This window comes from Acidimicrobiales bacterium (assembly GCA_035531755.1).
Classification (GTDB): domain Bacteria; phylum Actinomycetota; class Acidimicrobiia; order Acidimicrobiales; family UBA8190; genus DATKSK01.
The window spans coordinates 13,589-32,219 of record DATKSK010000055.1 but is presented as its reverse complement, the minus strand read 5'-3'; the positions used below and the strand labels follow the sequence as shown (position 1 = coordinate 32,219).

Below are 18,631 nucleotides of genomic sequence, written 5' to 3'. Positions count from 1 at the left end.
GCGCGTCCGTCGCGTGGCGCGCGTCGGTTCCTTGCTGGCGTCCTTGCATGCGACCTCGCGCCGACGATCGCGCGACAGTGTCCGCTACCACCGCAAATGCTTGCTTTTGTCGCGAAAACCTTCTTTGATTGGTGAGATTGCATTTCCCGGAGGAGGTGCGGTGAACAAGTCGGGACTGATCGCCGCGGTCAGTAAGACGACATCGCTGGCGAAGCGCGAAGCCGAGGAAGCGGTCAACGCGCTCGTCCATGTGGTCTCGAGCGAGGTCCGGTCGGGCCGTCGTGTCGTCGTCGCCGGTTTCGGGAGCTTCAACCCCACTCGTCGTGCCGCCCGGATGGGGCGCAACCCGCAGACCGGGGCGCCCGTGAGCATCGCGGCAGCCCGTGGTGTGCGGTTCGCGGCCAGTGCGATGTTGAAGGACGTTCTCAACGGCAAGGCAACGCTCCCGGCGCCCAAGGCGTCTCCGGCCAAGAGCGCCGCCCGGAAGAGCACCAAGAAGGCGGCACCGGGGAAGGCGGCCACCAAGAAGGCCGCACCGAGGAAGGCGGCCACCAAGAAGGCGGCACCGAGGAAGGCGGCCACCAAGAAGGCGGCCATCAAGAAGGTTGCCAGGAAGACCGCCAAGAGGGTTTCGACCAAGAAGGTGGCCCGCAGGGCCACCGGACGGGCCACGAAAAAGGTCGTCGGGCGCGCCCCGGCCAGAAAGGCCGCCAAGCGCGCCCCGGCGAGGAAAGCAGCAAGACCATCGGCCAGAAAGGCCGCCGGGCGACCCCCGGCGAGGAATGCATCAAAGCGATCGGCCAAGAAGGCCGTTAGGAGGGCGTAGAGCATGCCAGTCAAGCGGGCAAGGAAGACCGCAAAGAAGCGGGCTCCAGCCAGAAAGGCCGCCAAGCGCACCACGGCCCGGAAGGCCGTGAAGCGGGCGCCGGCCAGAAAGGCCGCCAAGCGCACCACGGCGAAGAAGCGGACGACCGCGAAGAAGGCCGCCAAGCGCGCTCCGGCGAAGAAGGCAGCGAAGCGGACGACCCGCAAGGTCGCCAAGCGTCGGGCTCCCGCGAAGAAGGCGGCCGCGAAGAAGGCCACGAAGCGGGCTCCGGCACGCAAGGCGGCCAAGCGGACCACCAAGAAGCGGGCCACCGCCAAGAAGGCCACGAAGCGCGCCCCGGCGAAGAAGGCGGCCAAGCGCCGTTCACCCGCCAAGAAGGCGGCTGCGAAGAAGGCCACGAAGCGGGCTCCGGCACGCAAGGCGGCCAAGCGGACCACCAAGAAGCGGGCCACCGCCAAGAAGTCGGCGGCGTCGCCGAAGCGGACAACCACACGTCGGGTGTCTCGCCGGGCGCCGGCTCGTCGGCGGACCGCCGGCAAGTAGCCAGCCACCGTCCTGCCGGGTCTCCCGGCGGTCGGACGACCCTGCCGGGCCCAGTGTCCGGTTGCAGGGTTCGGTTGCACGGACATGTGGAAGAGGGGCCCCTCGGGGCCCCTCTTCTTCGTCTGTGCGACGCGCTACGCGACGCCCGGGGTGGGCGGGGCGAGGCCGGCGGGGATGTCGGCGGGCTCGTCCACGTCCCACGTGAGCTCGGGGTCGCGCACCACCCGGGCCGGCAGCCCCACCCGCTGGGCCTCGGCGACATGGCGGGCGAAGGAACCGGGCCCGTAGCGGAAACGGAACCCGCTGCCGGTGGGCACGCACACGACGTTGGTGCCGTCGTCGCGTCGATCGGGGACCAGGGTCACGCCGCCCAGGCCCGCCAACCGGGCGAGACCGTGCGCCAGCGGCAGGTCGGCATGCGCCACGAGCACCTCGGCTGCGCCCGCGGCGGCCAGCCGCTGCACCCCGGCCTCCACCGCACCGTTCAGGCCGCGTCCGGGCTCCGGGAGCACGAGGGCACCGTGGTCGGCCGCCCAGGCGGCGACCTCGGGGTCGTCGCACACCACGGCGACGGGGAGCGGGAGCGCGGCGGCGAGGACCCGTTCGGCCATGACCCGTGCCAGCGCGGCGCGCTCGGTGGCGTCGAGGGTGGGGGCGAGGCGTGCCTTGGCGGCGTCGAACGCCTTCACGGGGACGAGCACGACGCAGCCCGTCAGGGAGGGCAGGCGTCCCGGCGCCGCGGTCACGCGGCCAGTGTACGGCTCGCTCCCCGGCGCCGGTACGAGGTCATAGGGTGGGCGGATGTTCGACAAGGTCGCGGTGATCGGCGCGGGCTCGTGGGGCACGACCGTGGCCGCCATCGCCGCCGGGTCGGCGCCGACGGTGTTGTGGGCCCGGCGCCCGGCGCTGGCCGCGCACATCGACCGCCACCACGACAACGACGACTACCTCCCCGGCATCGCGTTGCCCGAGACGTTGCAGACCACGGCCTCGCTCGAGGACGCCGTGACCGGCTGCACGCTCGTGGTGATGGCGGTGCCCTCGCACGGCTTCCGGTCGGTGCTGCGCGAGCTCGCCCCCCACCTTCCGCCGGGGACGCCCGTGCTGTCGCTCGCCAAGGGGCTCGAGCAGGGCACGCACCTGCGCATGACCGAGGTGATCGCCCAGGTGCTCCCCGGCCACGTGGCCGGGGTGCTGACGGGCCCGAACCTGGCGCGCGAGATCGTGGTGGGCCAGCCGGCGGCGACCGTGGTGGCCATGACCGACGGGCGTGTGGCGGCGTCGGTGCAGCAGCTCCTGCTGACCCGCACCTTCCGCGTGTACACCAACCCCGACGTCGTGGGGTGCGAGATCGCCGGCGCCACCAAGAACGTCCTCGCCATCGCCGCCGGCATCCTGCAGGGCCTGGGCTTCGGCGACTCGTCGCGGGCCGCGCTGATCACCAGGGGGCTGGCGGAGCTCGGCCGCCTCGGCGTGTCCATGGGCGGTGCCCGCATCACCATCGCCGGGCTCGCCGGCGTCGGCGACCTGGTGGCCACGTGCACGAGCACGCTGAGCCGCAACCGGATGGTGGGCGAGCAACTGGGCCGCGGTCGTTCCCTCGAGGAGATCCTGGCCGAGATGCGCATGGTGGCAGAAGGGGTGAAGACGGCCCGGCCGTTGCTCGACCTGGCCGCGGCGCACGGCGTCGAGATGCCCATCGGCGAGCAGGTGGCCGCCGTCCTCGACGGGGTCACGTCTCCGGCCGACGCCATCCCCGCCCTGATGCTGCGATCGGCCAAGTCCGAGTTCGACGGGCTCCAGGCCGAGCCCGCCGCCCGCGGCACGGCGATGCCCGGGGCGGGCGCGCCGGTGGAGGGCGAGTGACCGCGGGCGCCGACGCCGCGCCGTCGGATGCCGAGGCCCTCGAGCGCGTGCGGCGCCTGCTGCGGGCGCACGGCACGCCAGAGGAGGAGATCGCCAAGGCCGAGCAGGACGACGTGCTGGACCTGCTGGTGGCCGACCAGCTTCTCGTCCCCTCGCAGCGCCGGTTCACCGAGGCCGAGGTGTCGCAACGCGCCGGCCTGCCCGTCGAGCTGACCCGGCGGTTCTGGCGGGCGCTGGGATTCCCCGACGTCGAGGCGGACGAGCGCCTGTTCACCGACCTCGACGCCGACGCGCTCACGACCCTGCGCTCGCTGATGGACCTCGGTGCGGCCGATGTCGACACGGGGCTGCAGCTCGCCCGGGTCATCGGGTCGTCGATGGCCCGGATCGCCGAGGCCGAGGTGTCCCCGGCCGTCCGGGGGATGGTGGCCGGCCCGGGGCCCGGGGGAACCGTGGAGGCGGCGGCCCGGTTCTCGGCCATGGCGGACCGGTCGCTGCCGGCCATGGCCCGGCTGCTCGAGTTCGTGTGGCGGCGCCACGTCCAGGCCGCGGTCCGGCGGGCCATGCTGCTGCGCGGTCGCAGCGAGAGCGGCGCGCTTCCCTTCCTGGCCGTGGGCTTCGCCGACATGGTGGGGTTCACGACCCTGAGCCAGCAGCTCTCCGAACCGGAGCTCGCCGCCGTCGTGGCGCGCTTCGAGGAGGTCGCCCACGACACGGTGACCGCCGCCGGCGGCCGCGTCGTGAAGATGATCGGCGACGAGGCCATGTTCGTGGCCGAGTCGGTCGAGGCCGCCGCCCGCACGGGGCTCGCCCTGGCCGAGGCGTACGCCGACGACGACCTCCTCTCCGACGTGCGCGTCGCCCTCGCCGTGGGGCCGGTCCTCGTCCAGGACGGCGACTTCTACGGTCCCGTCGTCAACCTGGCGAGCCGGATGGTGAACATGGCAGCGCCCGGCAGCGTGCTCGTGACCGACGAGTTCCACCGCGCCCTGCTGGACGCGCTGGCGTCGGCGCCGGGTGGCGCGTCGGGAATCGAGGACGGCGCGGGGGAACGTGCGGGAGCCGACGAGATGGGCCCCGACGGGGCCGCCGGGGCCGGGTTTGCGTTCCTGGCCCTGCGGCCCCGACAAGTCAAGGACCTGGGCCGCGTCCAGCTGTGGGCCCTCTTCCGTCCCGGCGCCCAGCCCGTGGCGCTCGACCGCCGGCTCGGGCGCCGGTGGGAGCGGCTCGCCGACGTGCTCCACGACCTCGACGAGCTGCGCGAGCGGGGTGAGCGCCTCATCGCCGGCGCCCGGGCCGCGGGTGAGGCCCGCGACAGCGGGGATGCCGGTGAGGACGGCGAAGGGGGGCCCGCCCCCGGAGGCCCAGGGACCGGGGGACCAGGGGCCGGGGGACCAGTCGGCGGGGGACCAGTCGGCGGGGGATCAGTCGGCGGGGAAGCGGAAGGTGGCGATCCCGAAGGGCCGGAGCTCGAATGACCCGTCGATGGGCGCCAGGGTCCGGCCCCGCAGGTCGACGAGCCAGCCCGACCGGGCGCCCACCCGCACCAGCGCGGTGCGGTCGGTGGGGTTGAAGACGCGCACCTCGAGCAGGCCCGCCTGCCGGCGCACGGCCGAGACCTCGGCACCCTCGATCTCGAGCGCGCTCCCCGCCGACGGCCGCCATCCGCCGCCGGCGGCGTAGACGACCTCGAGCGGCAAAAAGGCGTCGTCCACCATGGCGGAGGGGTCCTCGCACCCGACGCACAGCGCGTAGCGCGCCTCCACCGTCCGCCCCCGCAGCTGCAGGCCCTCCACGGGGGTGAGGGGGCCGGCGGGGAGCGGCCGGTAGGCCATGCCGAGGCGCGACAGCATGCCCGTCGAGCGCAGCAGCGTGAGTGCCATCGCGGCGGCCCGGCGGCCCGACGGCCCCTCCTCGATGTCCACGAGCTCGTACTCGAGGAGCCCCTCGTGGGCCACGGTCAGGCCACCGGCCGAGACGAAGCGCCGTGACGGGAAGGTCGGGAGCCCGAGCTCGTCGGTGCGGCCCTCGGCGTCGAGCCCCCGCGCCACGACGGCGAAGGCGCACTCGGCCTCGGACCCGGCCGCGGGCCCGGGCAGCGGCAGGTGCACGCGCAGGCGGTGGTCCGACGCCGGGTTGACGAAGCGGGTGGTGACCCGCACGATGCGCTCGTCGGCGCGCAGCTCCAGTTCGGTGACGACCTCGGCCGTGACCTCGCCGGTGCGAGACCGGGTCGCGCCGTCCACGTGGTCGGGCCAGGTGTAGCGGGCCGTGACGGCCACCACGGCGCGCACCGGCCCCCGGTCGGTCACCGCCACCGCCACGCTGTCGGGCCGGTCCACGACGCGGTCGCCGGCCGGCGGCGAGTAGTTGTACGAGTCGCCGTGGTCGCCGCCGTCGACGAGCCGGCCGAAGCCGGCGACACCGTCGACCGCGAACGTGCCGTCCTCGGGGTCCACGGCCACGGTCACGAGACCGTTCGTCACGACGGGCCCGCCGCCGGCGGGCTCCTCCACGGTCACCGGGCTCGTCGGGGACAGCGGCGCGAACGCGTTCCAGCCGAAGCCGGGCACCTCGGCCACGCGGGCGAGCACCCGGCGCACCGGGGGCTGGTCGATCCGGATGCGCACCACCGAGTCGGGCCGCGCCCCGAGCCGGGTGTAGATGTCCTGCTTGATCGAGGCGATGGGGACGTCGAAGGTCTCCTCGGACCCGAAGGCGATGGTGATGTCGATCCCGGACTCGTCCTCGTCCACGTGCACGTCCTGGATCCACGTGTGGGTGTCGATCTGGCTGCCGTTGGGGAGCATGCCCAGGATGGTGCGGACGGTGGCGGCGTCGAGGGTGAGGGGGCCGAGGCCCCGGGGGATGCCGAAGGCGCCGGGCTCGTCGGGCAGGGCCTGGGTGCCGGCGGGGGCGTCCTCACCCACGATGACCACCTCGACCATCCCCGGGCGGGCCCGGTTCGACACGTTGACCACCGTGGGCCCCGGGTCGGCGAGCGAGCGCGTCAGCGCCACCAGCGCCTGGTCGGCGAGCCCCTCGGCGATCCCGCGGGCCTCGGCGTAGCGGACGAGCACGGCGTCGACGACCTCGTCGACCGAGCACGCGCACACCGAGTCGTGGGCGGCGTTGCGCACCATCTCGCGCCACGCCAGGTCCAGGAGGGTCTGCGGCCACCGCTCGGGCGGGAGGAACAGCGCGCTCAGCGGCTCGGCCCGGCGCTCCAGGGCGCGCTCGGCCAGTGCCGCGGCGCGCTTCACGTCGACGCGGTTCGACGCCACCCCCATGAGCACGTTGGCACGCGCCCCGGACCGCAGTTCCCCGCGCCACGTGGGCAGGCCCTCGACGGGGGCGCCGCCGAGGTAGTCGGCCAGCGAGGTGATCTCGAGCCGGTAGTCGTCCTGGATCTCGTTGGCCTCGGCCACCACCCGCCCGAGCCACGGCTGGGGCTCCTGGTGGTCGGTGCCGTTCATGAACAGCATCCCGTCGATCAGGAAGTCGCCGATCTCCTTTTCGTGGTCGGCGATGCGGCGCACGAGCGCCTTGGCGTCGTCGGGGATCGACGCGCCGTTGCCGTAGCCGGTCACCAGGTACTCGGCCCGCACCGCCGAGCCGTCGGGCGCCTCCCACACGAAGGCGCTGCGGTCGATCGACGACGGCACGCCCCGCCACACCACGGTGTGCTCGAAGCCGGCCAGTCGCAGGAGCTGGGGCATCTGGGCGATGTGGCCGAACATGTCGGGCAGGTAGCCGACCTCCATGGTCCCGCCGAACGCCGCACCCCGCAGCAGCCCGAGCTGCAGGTCGCGCACGATGGTCTCGCCCGACACGAGGAATTCGTCCATGAGGATGTACCACGGGCCCATGGACAGCCGCCCCGCCGCGGACAGCGCCCGGATGCGCTGCTCGTTCTCGGGGCGCACCTCCAGGTAGTCGTCCACCACCGCCATCTGCCCGTCGAGGAGGAAGCGGGCGTAGGAGGGGTCACCCTCCAGGAGGGGGAGGAGGGTGTCGAGGAGCCGCACGAGGCGGAGGCGGAACGTCTGGTAGGGCTCGTACCACTCGCGGTCCCAGTGGGTGTGGGGGACGATGGCGACTCGTCTGCTCGTGCGCGGGGCCATGGGCCGACATTACCGAGAACCGGCCTCCTGAACGGGCCCGGCCGGGGTTGCTACCGTGACGCCTCGTGCAACCCCGCCCGTGGCGTGCGCACCTGCCGGCGGGCACGGACATGCACGTCGGGGACCTCACCGCCCGCGGCACCCTGCCGGCGGCGTGGGCGCAGCGGTGGGCCGCCGACCCCGGCGCCCCGGCCCTGCTCGACGAGTCCGGCCCGGGCCGCGGCTGGTGCGGGGCGGGCGAGCTCGAGGAGCTGACCCGCCTCGCCGCCGGCGGGCTGCGGCGCCTCGGTCTGCGGCGCGGGGACCGCCTGGTGTGGAGCACGCAGTCGTCGTTGCCCGCGGTGGTGGTCAACATCGCCGCCCTGCGGCTGGGCCTCGTCGTCGTGCCCGTCAACCCGGCGTACACCGAGCGCGAGCTCACCCACATCGTGGGGGACGTGCGGCCGGCGGCGGCCGTGGTGGACGACGCCGCCCGCGCCCGCCTGGTCTCGGCGGCCGCCGCCGGCAGGATCGTGGTGGCCGCCCCCGACCTCGAGGTGCTGGCCGGGGAGCCTGCCGGCGATCCCGACCGGGGCGCGCTCGACCGGGGCGCGCTCGCCCGGGGCGCGCTCGACCGGGGTGATCCAGACCGGGGCGCGCTCGACACCGCCGAGCCCGGCGATCCCGCCCTGGTGGCGTACACGTCGGGCACCACCGGCGCTCCCAAGGGCGCCGTGCTCACCCATGCCAACCTCCTGGCCAACAGCGAGGCGGTCGCCGTCACGTGGCGGTGGGCCCCCGACGACCGCCTGGTGCACGCGCTGCCCGTCTTCCACGGCCACGGCCTGTGCGTCGCCCTGTACACCTCGCTGCTCACCGGTGCCTCCGCCGTGCTGCTGCCGCGCTTCGACGTCGACATGGTCCTCGACGCGTGCGGGCGGCACCGGGCGACGCTGTTCTTCGGTGTCCCGACCATGTACCACCGCCTGGCCGGATCGAGCCGGGTGGGTGCGCTGGCGACGCTGCGCCTGGCCGTGTCGGGGTCGGCCCCGCTGCGGCCCGAGCTGCACGAGGCCATCAGGGCGTCGGCCGGGATCGACGTGCTCGAGCGCTACGGGATGACCGAGACGCTCATGACGCTGTCCAACCCGTACGAGGGCGAGCGCCGACCCGGGACCGTCGGGTTCCCCTTCCCGGGGGTCGAGGCCACGGTGGAGGCCCCGGGCTCCCAGGTGCTGGTGAGGGGGCCGTCGGTGTTCGCCGGCTACTGGGAACGTCCGGCCGCCACGGCGGCGGCCTTCGCCAACGGGTGGTTCTGCACCGGGGACCTCGCCGAGGTCGAGGACGGCTACGTGCGGCTGCTCGGCCGGGCCACCGAGCTCATCGTCTCGGGTGGGTACAACGTGTACCCCGCCGAGGTCGAGGACGTCCTCCTCGGCCATCCGTCGGTGCTCGAGGCCGCCGTCACCGGCACGCCGTCGGACGAGTGGGGCGAGGTGGTCACCGCCTGGGTCGTCCCCGACGGCGCAGGACCACCCGACGCCGACGCGCTGTTGGCGTACGCGGCCGAACGGCTGGCCCCCTACAAGCGGCCCCGCCAGGTGCGGGTCGTCGACGCCCTGCCGCGCAATTCGATGGGGAAGGTCGTGCGCTCGGAATTGCGCTGAGCGTGGTGCGCTGCGATCCGGGCCGGCGGCCGCGGGCGGTCGGGCCGCCGGTCGCTCGCACCACGATTCCGACCCGTCGGGGGAGTCACCCCACGTGCACGGCCCGGGTGGGAGGCTGACCCCATGGAGGGCGGGTCACCTGGAGTGCATCTCGCGAACGGTGGCATGGTCCCCCGTGACCACCGGGAGCGGAGGGTCGCATGAGATCCCGGCCTCCGGACCGCTACGAGCTGTTCACCTGTGGATGGCGGGGGCACCACCTGGTGGGGCTCGACGCCGACAGGGTGACCGACGTCGATTCCGTCGTCGTGCGCGAGTACGCCGGCACGCGCTGGCACCGCTGCCTCCGGTGCGACGGCTGGTTCCCGCGGCGCCCACCGGAGGCACCGACCAGGGACACCGTCCCGTCCCGGGACGAGATCGAACTCCCGCTTCGCGGGCCGCTGCTGCGGGACCGCTACGTGTTGCGGCTGATCGCGCTCGACCGCGCCCTGCACGTCGTCCTCCTGGCCGCGCTCGCCGTCGTGATCTTCTTCTTCGTGGGCGACCATGCTGCCCTCCAGCGGGACTACTCCCAGATCGTCGAGGCCTTCGGCGGCCCGTCCCGTGCCCATCCCTTCCTGGGCCGGTTCCGGCACTACTTCAGCATCACGCCCGCGCACCTGAAAGAGGCGGGAGCCGGCGTCGCCGCCTTCGCGGCGCTGGAGGCGGTGGAGATGGTCGGGCTGTGGTTCGCCAAGCGATGGGCGGAGTACCTGACATTCGTCGCCACGGCGGCCCTGCTCCCCTTGGAGGTCTACGAGCTGACGTCGCGCGTGAGCGTCCTGAAGATCGTCACGTTCGTGGTCAACCTGGCGATCGCCCTCTACCTGTTGTGGGCGAAGCGGCTCTTCGGGCTCAACGGCGGCCAACAGGCGGAGGACGAACGACGCCGTGCGGCTGCAGACTGGGGTGCGCTCGAGCGAGCTGTGGCCGGCTCGCCGGGGGCCTGATCCCGACGGGCACGGGCCCTGTCGCCGACCTCCCTCGGCGGGCGGACCCGGACTCGAGCGCAACCCGAGACGCCCTCGCGGGTCGCTGCCGGTAGCGTCGACGACGATGGACGGCCACTTCCAGGTGAGGCTGACGGCCCCTGACGCCGACGAGGCCAGCCATCTGGGGAACATGGCGGTCGAGTCGCGGTTGGCGGCGTGCGCCCAGGTGTCCGGACCGATCACCTCGACCTACTGGTGGCAGGGCGGCATCACGTCGACGACGGAGTGGGTATGCCAGCTGAAGACGACCGCGGCCCGGCTGACGCCGCTCATCGACGCCCTGCGGGCTGCGCACAGTTACGACGTGCCCGAGATCATCGCGACGCCGATCGTCGCGGGTGACGCCGACTACCTGGCCTGGATCGACGAGGAGACCCGAGCTCGCCAGTAGGTGCTGCAGCAGTCGGCCCGCGCCGCGGGCCGACTGCAACGGGCGGACGCGACCGTCCTGGTCACCGCCGGGGAGCGACGCCAACGTCCTGGTCGCGGACCTGTTGTGCATCGTCGTCCCGAGGCGCCGCCAGCCTCGGCGCTCGCCCGTCGGGGCGGAGCCGTGGGGTAGCGTGCCGCATGGCGACGTTCCTCATGCTCTCCACCTTGGGGCCCGAGGGGATGGCGACGCTGCGGCTGAACCCGCAGCGGTTGAAAGAGGTCAACGCCGAGGTCGAGGCCATGGGCGCCACGGTGGTCGCCCAATGGGCCCTGCTCGGGCAATACGACTTCGCCACGATCCTCGAGGCGCCGGACGAAAAGGTCGTGACCCGAGTGGCGGTCGCCCTCGGCGCGCGCGGCACCCTCAAGACCAAGACGCTCATCGCCGTCCCGATCGACGAGTTCATCGAGACGCTGGGCACGCCGTAGGCAGTGGCGCCGACCCGCCCTCACCCCAGCCGCCCGGGGCCCGGCCCCCGGTCTACGTCAGTACCACCACAGGCCCTGCTTGCGGCGCTCCGGCCTGAGGTCCTCCGTCACGAAGACGTCGGGGAGGACGCTGTCGTCGGACAGGCGCCGGATCCGGTACCCCTCGCCGACCCGCTCGGCCACTTCGAAGCCGTGGCTCCATGCGCCGACGAAGCGGTTGCGCACGTCGACGCGGGTGCCCCGTTCCAGCGTGGTCGTGGTCGTGCCGGCGGGGGAGTCGATCAGACCCTTCGTCATACGGGTGCCCTCCAGTCCCCCGGAGCCGGGGAGGCCACGGGGGTGGCGTTGCTGTCGACCCTTCCCATGATGGGCGCTCCGACCCTCCCCGACAAGAGGCGGGTGGACAACACGAGGCCAATGTGCGCACGACGAAAGCGCGGGACATGGCCGAGGTGAAGGTCACGCCCCGGGCGCGGACCGGGCAGGCGCCCGGGGGAGGGGCTCGCGTGGCCTCCTCGGTGGCGATGAAGAAGCGCGCCACCCGCATCGCTGCGGCCCGACCGGGCTGGGCGCACGAACGCACCATGTGGAGCGAGGGCCACCGACTCGTGGCCGGTGTCGACGAAGTCGGGCGTGGCGCGTGGGCGGGGCCGCTCAGCGTGGGTGTGGCCGTGCTCGAGGAGTCGTCCCGGCGGATCCCCCGAGGGCTGCGCGACTCCAAACAGCTGACCGAGGACGTCCGGGAGTCGATCTTCGACACGGTGGCGGCCTGGTGCACCGGATGGGCGGTCGGCCACGCCGGCCCCGACGAGTGTGACCGGCTCGGGATGACGGCCGCGTTGCGCCTGGCCACACGGCGGGCCTTCGGCGCACTGCCTCCGGGCCTGGTGCCCGACGCCGTCGTGCTCGACGGCACGTTCGACTACGTGAGCCCCCCGGCGGCGCCGACACTCTTCGACGCCGACGTCGCGCTGGGCGGCGACGCCGACGCCGACGCCGCGCTGGGCGGCGACGCCGACGCCGACGTCGCGCTGGGCGCCGCGCTGGGCGGCGGTGGGAACGGCGCATACCGCCCCGGCGGCGGGCCTGGCGGTCCCGGCGGAGGGTTCCGTGGAGAGGAGGCGCTCCGTGGCGAGGGCGCGCTCCGTGGCGAGGGCGCGGCCGGTGCCGACGGCCCGCACGACTCCGCCCTCGTCGGGACGGGGCCCGACGGGGTCGGGCTCGACGCGTCGTGGGCCCCGCCGGTGGAGACGGTGGTCAAGGGAGACGCACGGTGCGCCTCCGTGGCGGCCGCCTCCGTCCTGGCCAAGGTGACCCGTGACCGGATCATGCGGGCGACGGCCGCGTCCTATCCGCCGTTCGACTTCGAGCGGAACAAGGGGTACCCCTCCCCGGCACACCAGCGGGCGCTGTGCGGCTACGGGCTGAGCGCGGTGCACCGGCGGTCCTGGGCGTTCGTCGACAACCTCCCCTGGGGGCTCACGGTGTGGCCCGCCGGGGGCCGGCTGCACGCCGGCGAGATGCCCCCCGCCCCCGAGCTCGCCGACGGCGACTGACGCCGGCACGGGGGGCTACGCCTTGGCCGCCGGCTCCTTCGGCAGGCCCAGGACCCGCTCGCCGACGATGTTGCGCAGCACCTCGTCGGTCCCCCCGGCGATGCGCATGCCGGGCAGGCCGAGGATGAACTGGGACCACGAGTAGGTGCCCCACTCTCCGGAGTCGGCGATCAGCTTCGGGCCGAGCACCGACGAGAGCAGCTCCGTCATCCGTCGCATGTTCGCCGTCAGCGACAGCTTGGCGATCGACATCTCCGGGCCGGGCGCCTGGCCGCCGGCGATCTTGGCCATGGCCCGCAGGTTGGTGTAGTTGGCCACCCGGCCGTTGATGAAGATCTCGGCGATCTGCTGGCGCACGAGGGGGTCGCCGGCCTTGCCGTGGTGCCGGACGAGCTCCAGCAGGCGTGGCGTGCTCAGGTTGCCGCTGCCCGAGGACATGCTGCCCCCGCCGATGGCCGCCCGCTCGTTCATGAGCGTGGTCAGCGCCACGGACCACCCGCCGTTCACGTCACCGAGGCGGTGCGAGTCGGGGACGCGCACCTCGGTGAAGAACACCTCGTTGAACGAGGCGCCTCCCGTCATCTGGCGCAGCGGTCGGATCTCGACGCCCGGAGCCCGCATGTCGACGACGAACCCGGTGAGGCCCTTGTGCTTGGGCGCGTCGGGATCGGTCCGGCAGATGATCTCGCCGATGTCCGACAGGTGCGCGCCCGAGGTCCAGACCTTCTGGCCGGTCACGAGCCATTCGTCGCCGTCGCGGATCGCCCGCGTCTGCAGGCCCGCCAGGTCGCTGCCGGCACCGGGCTCGCTGAACAGCTGGCACCCGACGATGTCGCCGCGCCACAGGGACCGCAGGTAGCGCTCCTTCACCTCTTCCGTGGCGTGGGCCAGGATCGTCGGCGCCACCATGCCGAGGCCGATGCCGTAGGCGGTCATCGGGGGGGTGTCGAAGCCGGACTCCAGCGCGTCGTAGGCCCGTTGGTGGTCCCGGGTGAGGCCCCGCCCGCCGTACCGAACGGGGCCGGTGATCCAGCCGAACCCGGCGTCGAAGCGCTTCTGGGCCCACACCCGCGCCGCGTCGAGCTCGGCGAGCTCCTCCTCGAGGGTGCGCTCGGGCAGGAGCGACACCTCGTCGGACCCCTCCCCCCACGCCCGCTCCACCTCGACCCGCGCCTCGGCGTTGGCCTTCAGGAAGGCCAGTGCGGCGCCCTCGAATTCCTGCAGGGGGATGGTGTCGGCCATCTGGCTCTCCCTCACATCGTTCCTCGCCCCACCCCTCGTCCGGCGGGCTGGGGCGGGGCCAGCGTACAGAGGGGCCTCGAACCGCCGCCAAACACGGCTGATGGGGTAGAAAGGCTCCGATGGCCTACGTGCTCGCCGTGCTGGCGGCGTTCGCCAATGCCCTGACGAGCATCCTCCAACGGATGGGTGTGGAGACCGCCCCGGCTGAGGCCACGCTGCGCTTGAGCCTCATCGCCTACGCGGTGCGGAGAAAAGTCTGGATCGCGGGGTTCGTCGTGATGATCGCGGCGTTCCTCCTGCAGTTCCTGGCCCTGCATTTCGGTCGCCTGACCACCGTCCAGCCCATCCTCACGCTGGAGCTGCCGTTCCTCGTCGCCATCCTCGGGTTCTGGTTCCGCCAGACCCTCACGTGGAAGGAATGGGTCGGGTCGAGCGCCGCCGCCGGCGGGCTGGCCGCCTTCCTGGCGCTGTCGTCTCCGACGGGTGGCAACGAGACCCCCGACCTCGACTCGTGGGGGCTCGTGTCCTTCGCCGTGATCGCCGGAGGGTCGGTGGCCGTCATCCTGGCCCGGTTCGGCTCGCCGGCATGGCGCGCCGCGTGGTTCGGTGTCGCCGGCGCCATCGCCTTCGCCTTCACCGCCGCGCTCATCAAGCAGACGAACGACGCCATCACCCACGGCTGGGCACACGTCTTCCTGAACTGGCCCCCGTACGCCATGGCGGGCATGGGGATCGTGGGCATGTTCCTGGCGCAGAACGCCTTCCAGGCCGGTCCGGTGACGGCGTCGCAGTCGGCCCTCGTCATCGTCGACCCGCTGGCCTCGATCGCCATCGGGATCGGGCTCTTCGGCGACCACGTGCAGACCGCCGGTGGACGGCTCGTCGGCGAGGTCCTGGCGATGGTGGTGTTGATCGCCGGCGTCTACTCGCTGTCGCGGTCGCCGCTGGTGGTGAGCGTGAAGAGCGAGGACGAGGGGGACGGCCATCTGCTCGGTGCGCGGCCGCGGCGCTTCGGGGCCGGGTCAGCGCGGGCCGGGTCCGCGCGGACCGGGTCAGCGCGGGCGGGGTCAGCGCGGGCCGGGTCAGCGCGGGCCGGTGTCGAGAAGGGCGCCGACCGGACCGGGGGGCCCTCGTCGAGGATGGCGGGTGACGGCCATGGCGGCACGACGTCGGCCACGGCGTGGGAGCCGGGATGACCGCGGAGGCCGCGCCGCCGCCCGGCCCCCAGGAGACGGCCGAGAGCCCGCCCACCGCTGAGGCCGCCGACGCGGCAGCGGCGCCCCCGGTGCCCCGGGGCCGCTACGACCCGTGGGCGGCGGTGCTCGAGCGGATCGAGGACGCCGCCGGGCTGGCCGGGCTCGATCCCGACGTCCACCGCCTCCTCCAGCTCCCCGACCGGGTCCTCGAGGTCGCCGTTCCCATCCGCAAGGACGACGGCCACGTCGAGGTGTTCGTGGGGTGGCGGATCCACCACAACACGGCCCGGGGGCCCGCCAAGGGTGGGATCCGCTTCCATCCCGACCTGCAGGCGGGGGAGGTCGCCGCCCTGGCGGCCGACATGACGCTCAAGACGGCGGTGGTCAACATCCCCTTCGGCGGCGGCAAGGGTGGCGTGCGCTGCGACCCGCACCAATTGTCCGACGCAGAGCTCGAGCGGCTCACCCGCCGGTACACGTTCGAGATCGCCCCCCTGCTCGGCCCCGATCGCGACATCCCGGCCCCCGACGTCAACACCGACGAGCGCGTCATGGCCTGGCTGCTCGACACGCTCGACATGCTCCAGGGCCGCTCGCTACCCGGGGTGGTGACGGGCAAGCCGTTGGCGGTGGGGGGCATGCGTCTGCACACCGGTGCCACCGCCTCCGGTGTCGTGCGATGCGTGCGCGCCGTCTTCGCTGCCAGGGACATGGTGATCCCCGGCGCACGTGCGGTGGTGCAGGGGTTCGGCAAGGTGGGCGGGCCGCTCGCATTCCTGCTGTCCTCGGCGGGGATGCGGGTCGTGGCGGTGGCCGACGTCGGGGGCGCGGTGTACAACCCCGGCGGTCTCGATCTGAGCATGCTGTCGGCGCACGTGGCATCGTCGGGTTCGGTCGTGGGCTTCGAAGGCGGCCACGAGGTCTCCGCCACGGACCTGTGGGCCGTCGAGGCCGAGCTCGTCGTGCCCGCCGCACTCGAGGGGTGCATCGACGAGGACGCGGCGCGGGCGATTGATGCCAAGGTGGTCGTCGAGGCGGCCAACGGGCCCACGACCCCCGGAGGGGACAGGGTGCTCGCCGAGCGGGGGATCACCGTGGTCCCCGACATCCTGGCCAACGCCGGCGGCGTGACGGCGTCGTACTTCGAATGGGCGCAGTCGCGCCAGGGCTACGCCTGGGACGAGGAGGTCGTGGCGGCGCGCCTCGCCCGGACCATGGACGACGCCTTCACCGACGTGTGGGCACGCTCCACCGACCTCGGGGTCACGATGCGCCGGGCGGCGGGGGTGGTGGCGGTGGAGCGACTGGCCGGAGCGATCACGGCAAGGGGCTTGTTCCCCTGAACCGGCCGGTTCCCCGGGCCACCCGATCGTCGGGCCCGGGGCGCCTCGCCGGGCCCGGGACCGACAGCGACTGCTCACCAGGGCCGGTGGACCCACCAGCCGCGGGGTCGACTCACCAGGGCCGGGCGACTCACCAGCCGCGGTCGACCCACTCCTGCAGATGGGGCGTCTCGGTGCCGATCGTGGTGTCGGCGCCGTGACCGGGGAGCACGAGCGTGTCCGGCCCGAAGCGGCGGAAGAGGCGGTCCTCGATCGATTGGATGATGGTCGGGAAGTCCCCGCCCGGGAACGTGGTGTTTCCCGGCCCTCCCGGGAACAGGGTGTCGCCGCTGAACAGCAGGGTCGTCCCCTCGACCGTGAAGCACATGGACCCCGGTGTGTGCCCGGGTGTGGCGATGGTCCGTATCCGCAGGTCGCCGATCTCGATCACCGAGTCGTCCTCGAGGATCAGGTCGTAGGAGGGGAGCATCTCGGCGTCCGCCGCCGTCACGGCGACCTCGTAGCCGGCGTCGCGCACCGCCGGCACCGCCTGGATGTGGTCCCAGTGGCCGTGGGTCTCGATGACCTTGCGGACCCCCAGGTCCCGGCACATCTCCAGGAGCAACTCGTGCTCGTTGGCGGCGTCGATCAGCACGGCGTCGCCCGTCTGCTTGCTGCGGATGACGTAGACGTTGTTCTCCACGGGGCCCACCACGACCATGTGGACCTCGAGCAGGCCGTCCTCGTAGTGGAGCATCGTTCCTCCTCGGGTGTCGGCGCACCGACGGGTGTCGGCGCACCGACGGGTGTCCGGGCGGGGTGTCCCGCCCGACGGTGCGCCCCGACGGGTCGACACGACCGTCGGGTGGGCGGCGCGGGCACTGCCGCCGGGCTCCGACAGTACTCAGGACCACCTGCGGTGTCTCCTCGGCCTGGTCCGCGTCCTGCCCCGTTCGCTCGCCCGGGCGTTCTTGACTCATTGGTCAACAACTCTCGGTGTCTGGTAGACAACCGGGCGACAGTGGCCACAGCGACGTGCACGGGTGGCACGCCGCCCGAGGCACGGCCCGGCGGCATCGGGCCCGCCGATCGGCACCAGGTGAGCCTTCCCGAGGACGCGACGAGGGGGACCCAAGAGTCATGAACTTCGCCTTCAGCGAGGAGCAGGAGGAACTGCGGCGCTCGGTGCGACGTTTCCTCGAGGACAAGTCGCCCATCTCCGAGGTTCGGCGCCTCATGGAGACGACCGAAGGATACGACCCGGCGGTCTGGGACCAGATGGCGAACCAGCTCGGCCTGCAGGCGCTGGCCATCCCCGAGGAGTACGGCGGCGCCGGCTTCGGCTACGTCGAGCTCACGGTGGTCTTCGAGGAGATGGGTGGGGCACTGCTGTGCTCGCCGTACTTCTCGACCGTGGCCCTCGCCGCCAACGCCCTCCTGTCGAGCGGTGACGAGTCGGCGAAGAAGGACCTCCTGCCGGGGATCGCGTCGGGTGAGACGATCGCCACCCTGGCGCTCACCGAGGACAGCGGGCGCTGGGACGCCGACGGGATCACCCTGGCCGCCGCGGGCGCCGGCGGGGAGTGGACGCTCGACGGACACAAGATGTTCGTGATCGACGGGCACAACGCCAATCTCGTCATCGTGGCGGCCCGCACCGGCAAGGGAGTGGGCCTCTTCGCCGTCGAGGGTGGCGCCGCCGGGATGACGGCGACACCCCTGGCCACCATGGACCAGACCCGCAAGCAGGCGCGGATCGAATTCTCCTCCACACCCGCCCGGCTCGTGGGCGAGGAGGGCGGGGCGGCGGCCGCGCTCTCCCGCACCCTCGACCTGGCGGCCGTGGCCCTCGCCGCCGAGCAGGTCGGCGGCGCGCAGCGCTGCCTCGACATGGCCGTCGAGTACGCCAAGACGCGGATCCAGTTCGGTCGCCCGATCGGCTCGTTCCAGGCCATCAAGCACAAGTGTGCCGACATGCTGCTCGAGGTGGAGTCGGCGAAGTCGGCCGCTTATTACGCGGGATGGGCGGCCGCCGAGGACTCCGAGGAGCTACCGGTCGTGGCGAGCCTGGCGAAATCGTACTGCTCGGAGGCCTACTTCCACGCTGCCGCCGAGAACATCCAGATCCATGGGGGAATCGGGTTCACGTGGGAGCACGACGCCCACCTCTACTTCAAGCGGGCCAAGTCGTCGGAGCTCATGCTCGGCGACCCCAGCTACCACCGCGAGCTCCTGGCCCAGCGAATCGGGATCTAGGAGATCCCCGGCCAAAGCTCGAGCCCGCCGCGCCGGCGGGCACCCGCTGGGCGCCGTCTCGCATGGTCGGTGCGGAATACTGACGCCGTGGATGACGCCCTGTCACCGGTCCTTCCCGATCGATCAGCCCCTCCCGGCGGTTCAGCCCGGCGCGGTCGT

16 protein-coding genes are annotated in these 18,631 nt (G+C 73.1%); 10 read left to right on the top strand and 6 right to left on the bottom strand.

What is annotated here, in order from left to right; all coding sequences use genetic code 11:
- Nucleotides 1–84: 84 nt before the first annotated feature.
- Nucleotides 85–1,317, bottom strand: coding sequence for a hypothetical protein (locus tag VMV22_11625; protein ID HUY22973.1), 1,233 nt, complete (start codon nt 1,315–1,317; stop codon nt 85–87).
- Between the two features lie 186 nt (nt 1,318–1,503).
- Nucleotides 1,504–2,115: a 2-phospho-L-lactate guanylyltransferase gene (gene cofC, locus VMV22_11620; protein HUY22972.1), complete on the bottom strand. Its 612-nt coding sequence runs from the start codon at nt 2,113–2,115 to the stop codon at nt 1,504–1,506.
- A gap of 55 nt (nt 2,116–2,170) precedes the next feature.
- Between cofC and VMV22_11615 the strand changes: the two genes are divergently transcribed.
- Nucleotides 2,171–3,235, top strand: a complete 1,065-nt coding sequence (locus tag VMV22_11615) for an NAD(P)H-dependent glycerol-3-phosphate dehydrogenase (protein ID HUY22971.1) — start codon at nt 2,171–2,173, stop codon at nt 3,233–3,235.
- Nucleotides 3,232–4,713, top strand: coding sequence for an adenylate cyclase regulatory domain-containing protein (locus VMV22_11610; GenBank protein HUY22970.1), 1,482 nt, complete (start codon nt 3,232–3,234; stop codon nt 4,711–4,713). The genes VMV22_11615 and VMV22_11610 overlap by 4 nt, the downstream gene beginning before the upstream one ends.
- Here VMV22_11610 and VMV22_11605 read toward each other — a convergent pair.
- Complete coding sequence (locus VMV22_11605) at nt 4,660–7,359, bottom strand: hypothetical protein (protein HUY22969.1); 2,700 nt, start codon at nt 7,357–7,359, stop codon at nt 4,660–4,662. The two genes, VMV22_11610 and VMV22_11605, sit on opposite strands and share 54 nt — an antisense overlap.
- Nucleotides 7,360–7,424: 65 nt before the next feature.
- On the opposite strand from VMV22_11605, the gene VMV22_11600 reads away from it, so the two are divergent.
- From VMV22_11600 to VMV22_11585, 4 genes are all read left to right on the top strand, one after another.
- The gene (locus VMV22_11600) at nt 7,425–9,005 is read left to right on the top strand and encodes an AMP-binding protein (protein ID HUY22968.1); all 1,581 of its coding nucleotides are present in this window, start codon (nt 7,425–7,427) and stop codon (nt 9,003–9,005) included.
- Between the two features lie 200 nt (nt 9,006–9,205).
- On the top strand, nt 9,206–9,997 hold the full coding sequence (locus VMV22_11595; protein HUY22967.1) for a DUF2127 domain-containing protein: 792 nt from the start codon (nt 9,206–9,208) through the stop codon (nt 9,995–9,997).
- A gap of 106 nt (nt 9,998–10,103) precedes the next feature.
- The gene (cutA, locus tag VMV22_11590) at nt 10,104–10,430 is read left to right on the top strand and encodes a divalent-cation tolerance protein CutA (GenBank protein HUY22966.1); all 327 of its coding nucleotides are present in this window, start codon (nt 10,104–10,106) and stop codon (nt 10,428–10,430) included.
- A gap of 179 nt (nt 10,431–10,609) precedes the next feature.
- On the top strand, nt 10,610–10,900 hold the full coding sequence (locus VMV22_11585) for a GYD domain-containing protein (GenBank protein HUY22965.1): 291 nt from the start codon (nt 10,610–10,612) through the stop codon (nt 10,898–10,900).
- A 57-nt stretch (nt 10,901–10,957) separates the two neighbouring features.
- Here VMV22_11585 and VMV22_11580 read toward each other — a convergent pair whose 3' ends face one another.
- Complete coding sequence (locus VMV22_11580) at nt 10,958–11,197, bottom strand: hypothetical protein (GenBank protein HUY22964.1); 240 nt, start codon at nt 11,195–11,197, stop codon at nt 10,958–10,960.
- A gap of 122 nt (nt 11,198–11,319) precedes the next feature.
- On the opposite strand from VMV22_11580, the gene VMV22_11575 reads away from it, so the two are divergent.
- Nucleotides 11,320–12,456 (top strand): ribonuclease HII, encoded by a 1,137-nt coding sequence (locus VMV22_11575; protein HUY22963.1) that lies wholly within the window; start codon nt 11,320–11,322, stop codon nt 12,454–12,456.
- Between the two features lie 15 nt (nt 12,457–12,471).
- On the opposite strand, the gene VMV22_11570 is transcribed toward VMV22_11575, so the two are convergent.
- Complete coding sequence (locus VMV22_11570) at nt 12,472–13,698, bottom strand: acyl-CoA dehydrogenase family protein (protein ID HUY22962.1); 1,227 nt, start codon at nt 13,696–13,698, stop codon at nt 12,472–12,474.
- 119 nt (nt 13,699–13,817) lie between these two features.
- Between VMV22_11570 and VMV22_11565 the strand changes: the two genes are divergently transcribed.
- Both VMV22_11565 and VMV22_11560 read left to right on the top strand, forming a co-directional pair.
- Entirely contained in the window at nt 13,818–14,894 is a 1,077-nt protein-coding gene (locus VMV22_11565; protein ID HUY22961.1) for a DMT family transporter, read from the top strand.
- Nucleotides 14,891–16,237 (top strand): Glu/Leu/Phe/Val dehydrogenase, encoded by a 1,347-nt coding sequence (locus VMV22_11560; GenBank protein ID HUY22960.1) that lies wholly within the window; start codon nt 14,891–14,893, stop codon nt 16,235–16,237. Before VMV22_11565 ends, VMV22_11560 begins: the two co-directional genes overlap by 4 nt.
- Nucleotides 16,238–16,367: 130 nt before the next feature.
- Here the strand turns inward: VMV22_11560 and VMV22_11555 are convergent, their stop codons facing one another.
- Nucleotides 16,368–16,973 (bottom strand): MBL fold metallo-hydrolase, encoded by a 606-nt coding sequence (locus VMV22_11555; protein HUY22959.1) that lies wholly within the window; start codon nt 16,971–16,973, stop codon nt 16,368–16,370.
- Nucleotides 16,974–17,356: 383 nt separating this feature from the next.
- Here VMV22_11555 and VMV22_11550 point away from each other — a divergent pair, with 383 nt between their 5' ends.
- Nucleotides 17,357–18,472, top strand: coding sequence for an acyl-CoA dehydrogenase family protein (locus VMV22_11550; GenBank protein HUY22958.1), 1,116 nt, complete (start codon nt 17,357–17,359; stop codon nt 18,470–18,472).
- The last annotated feature ends 159 nt before the right edge of the window (nt 18,473–18,631 follow it).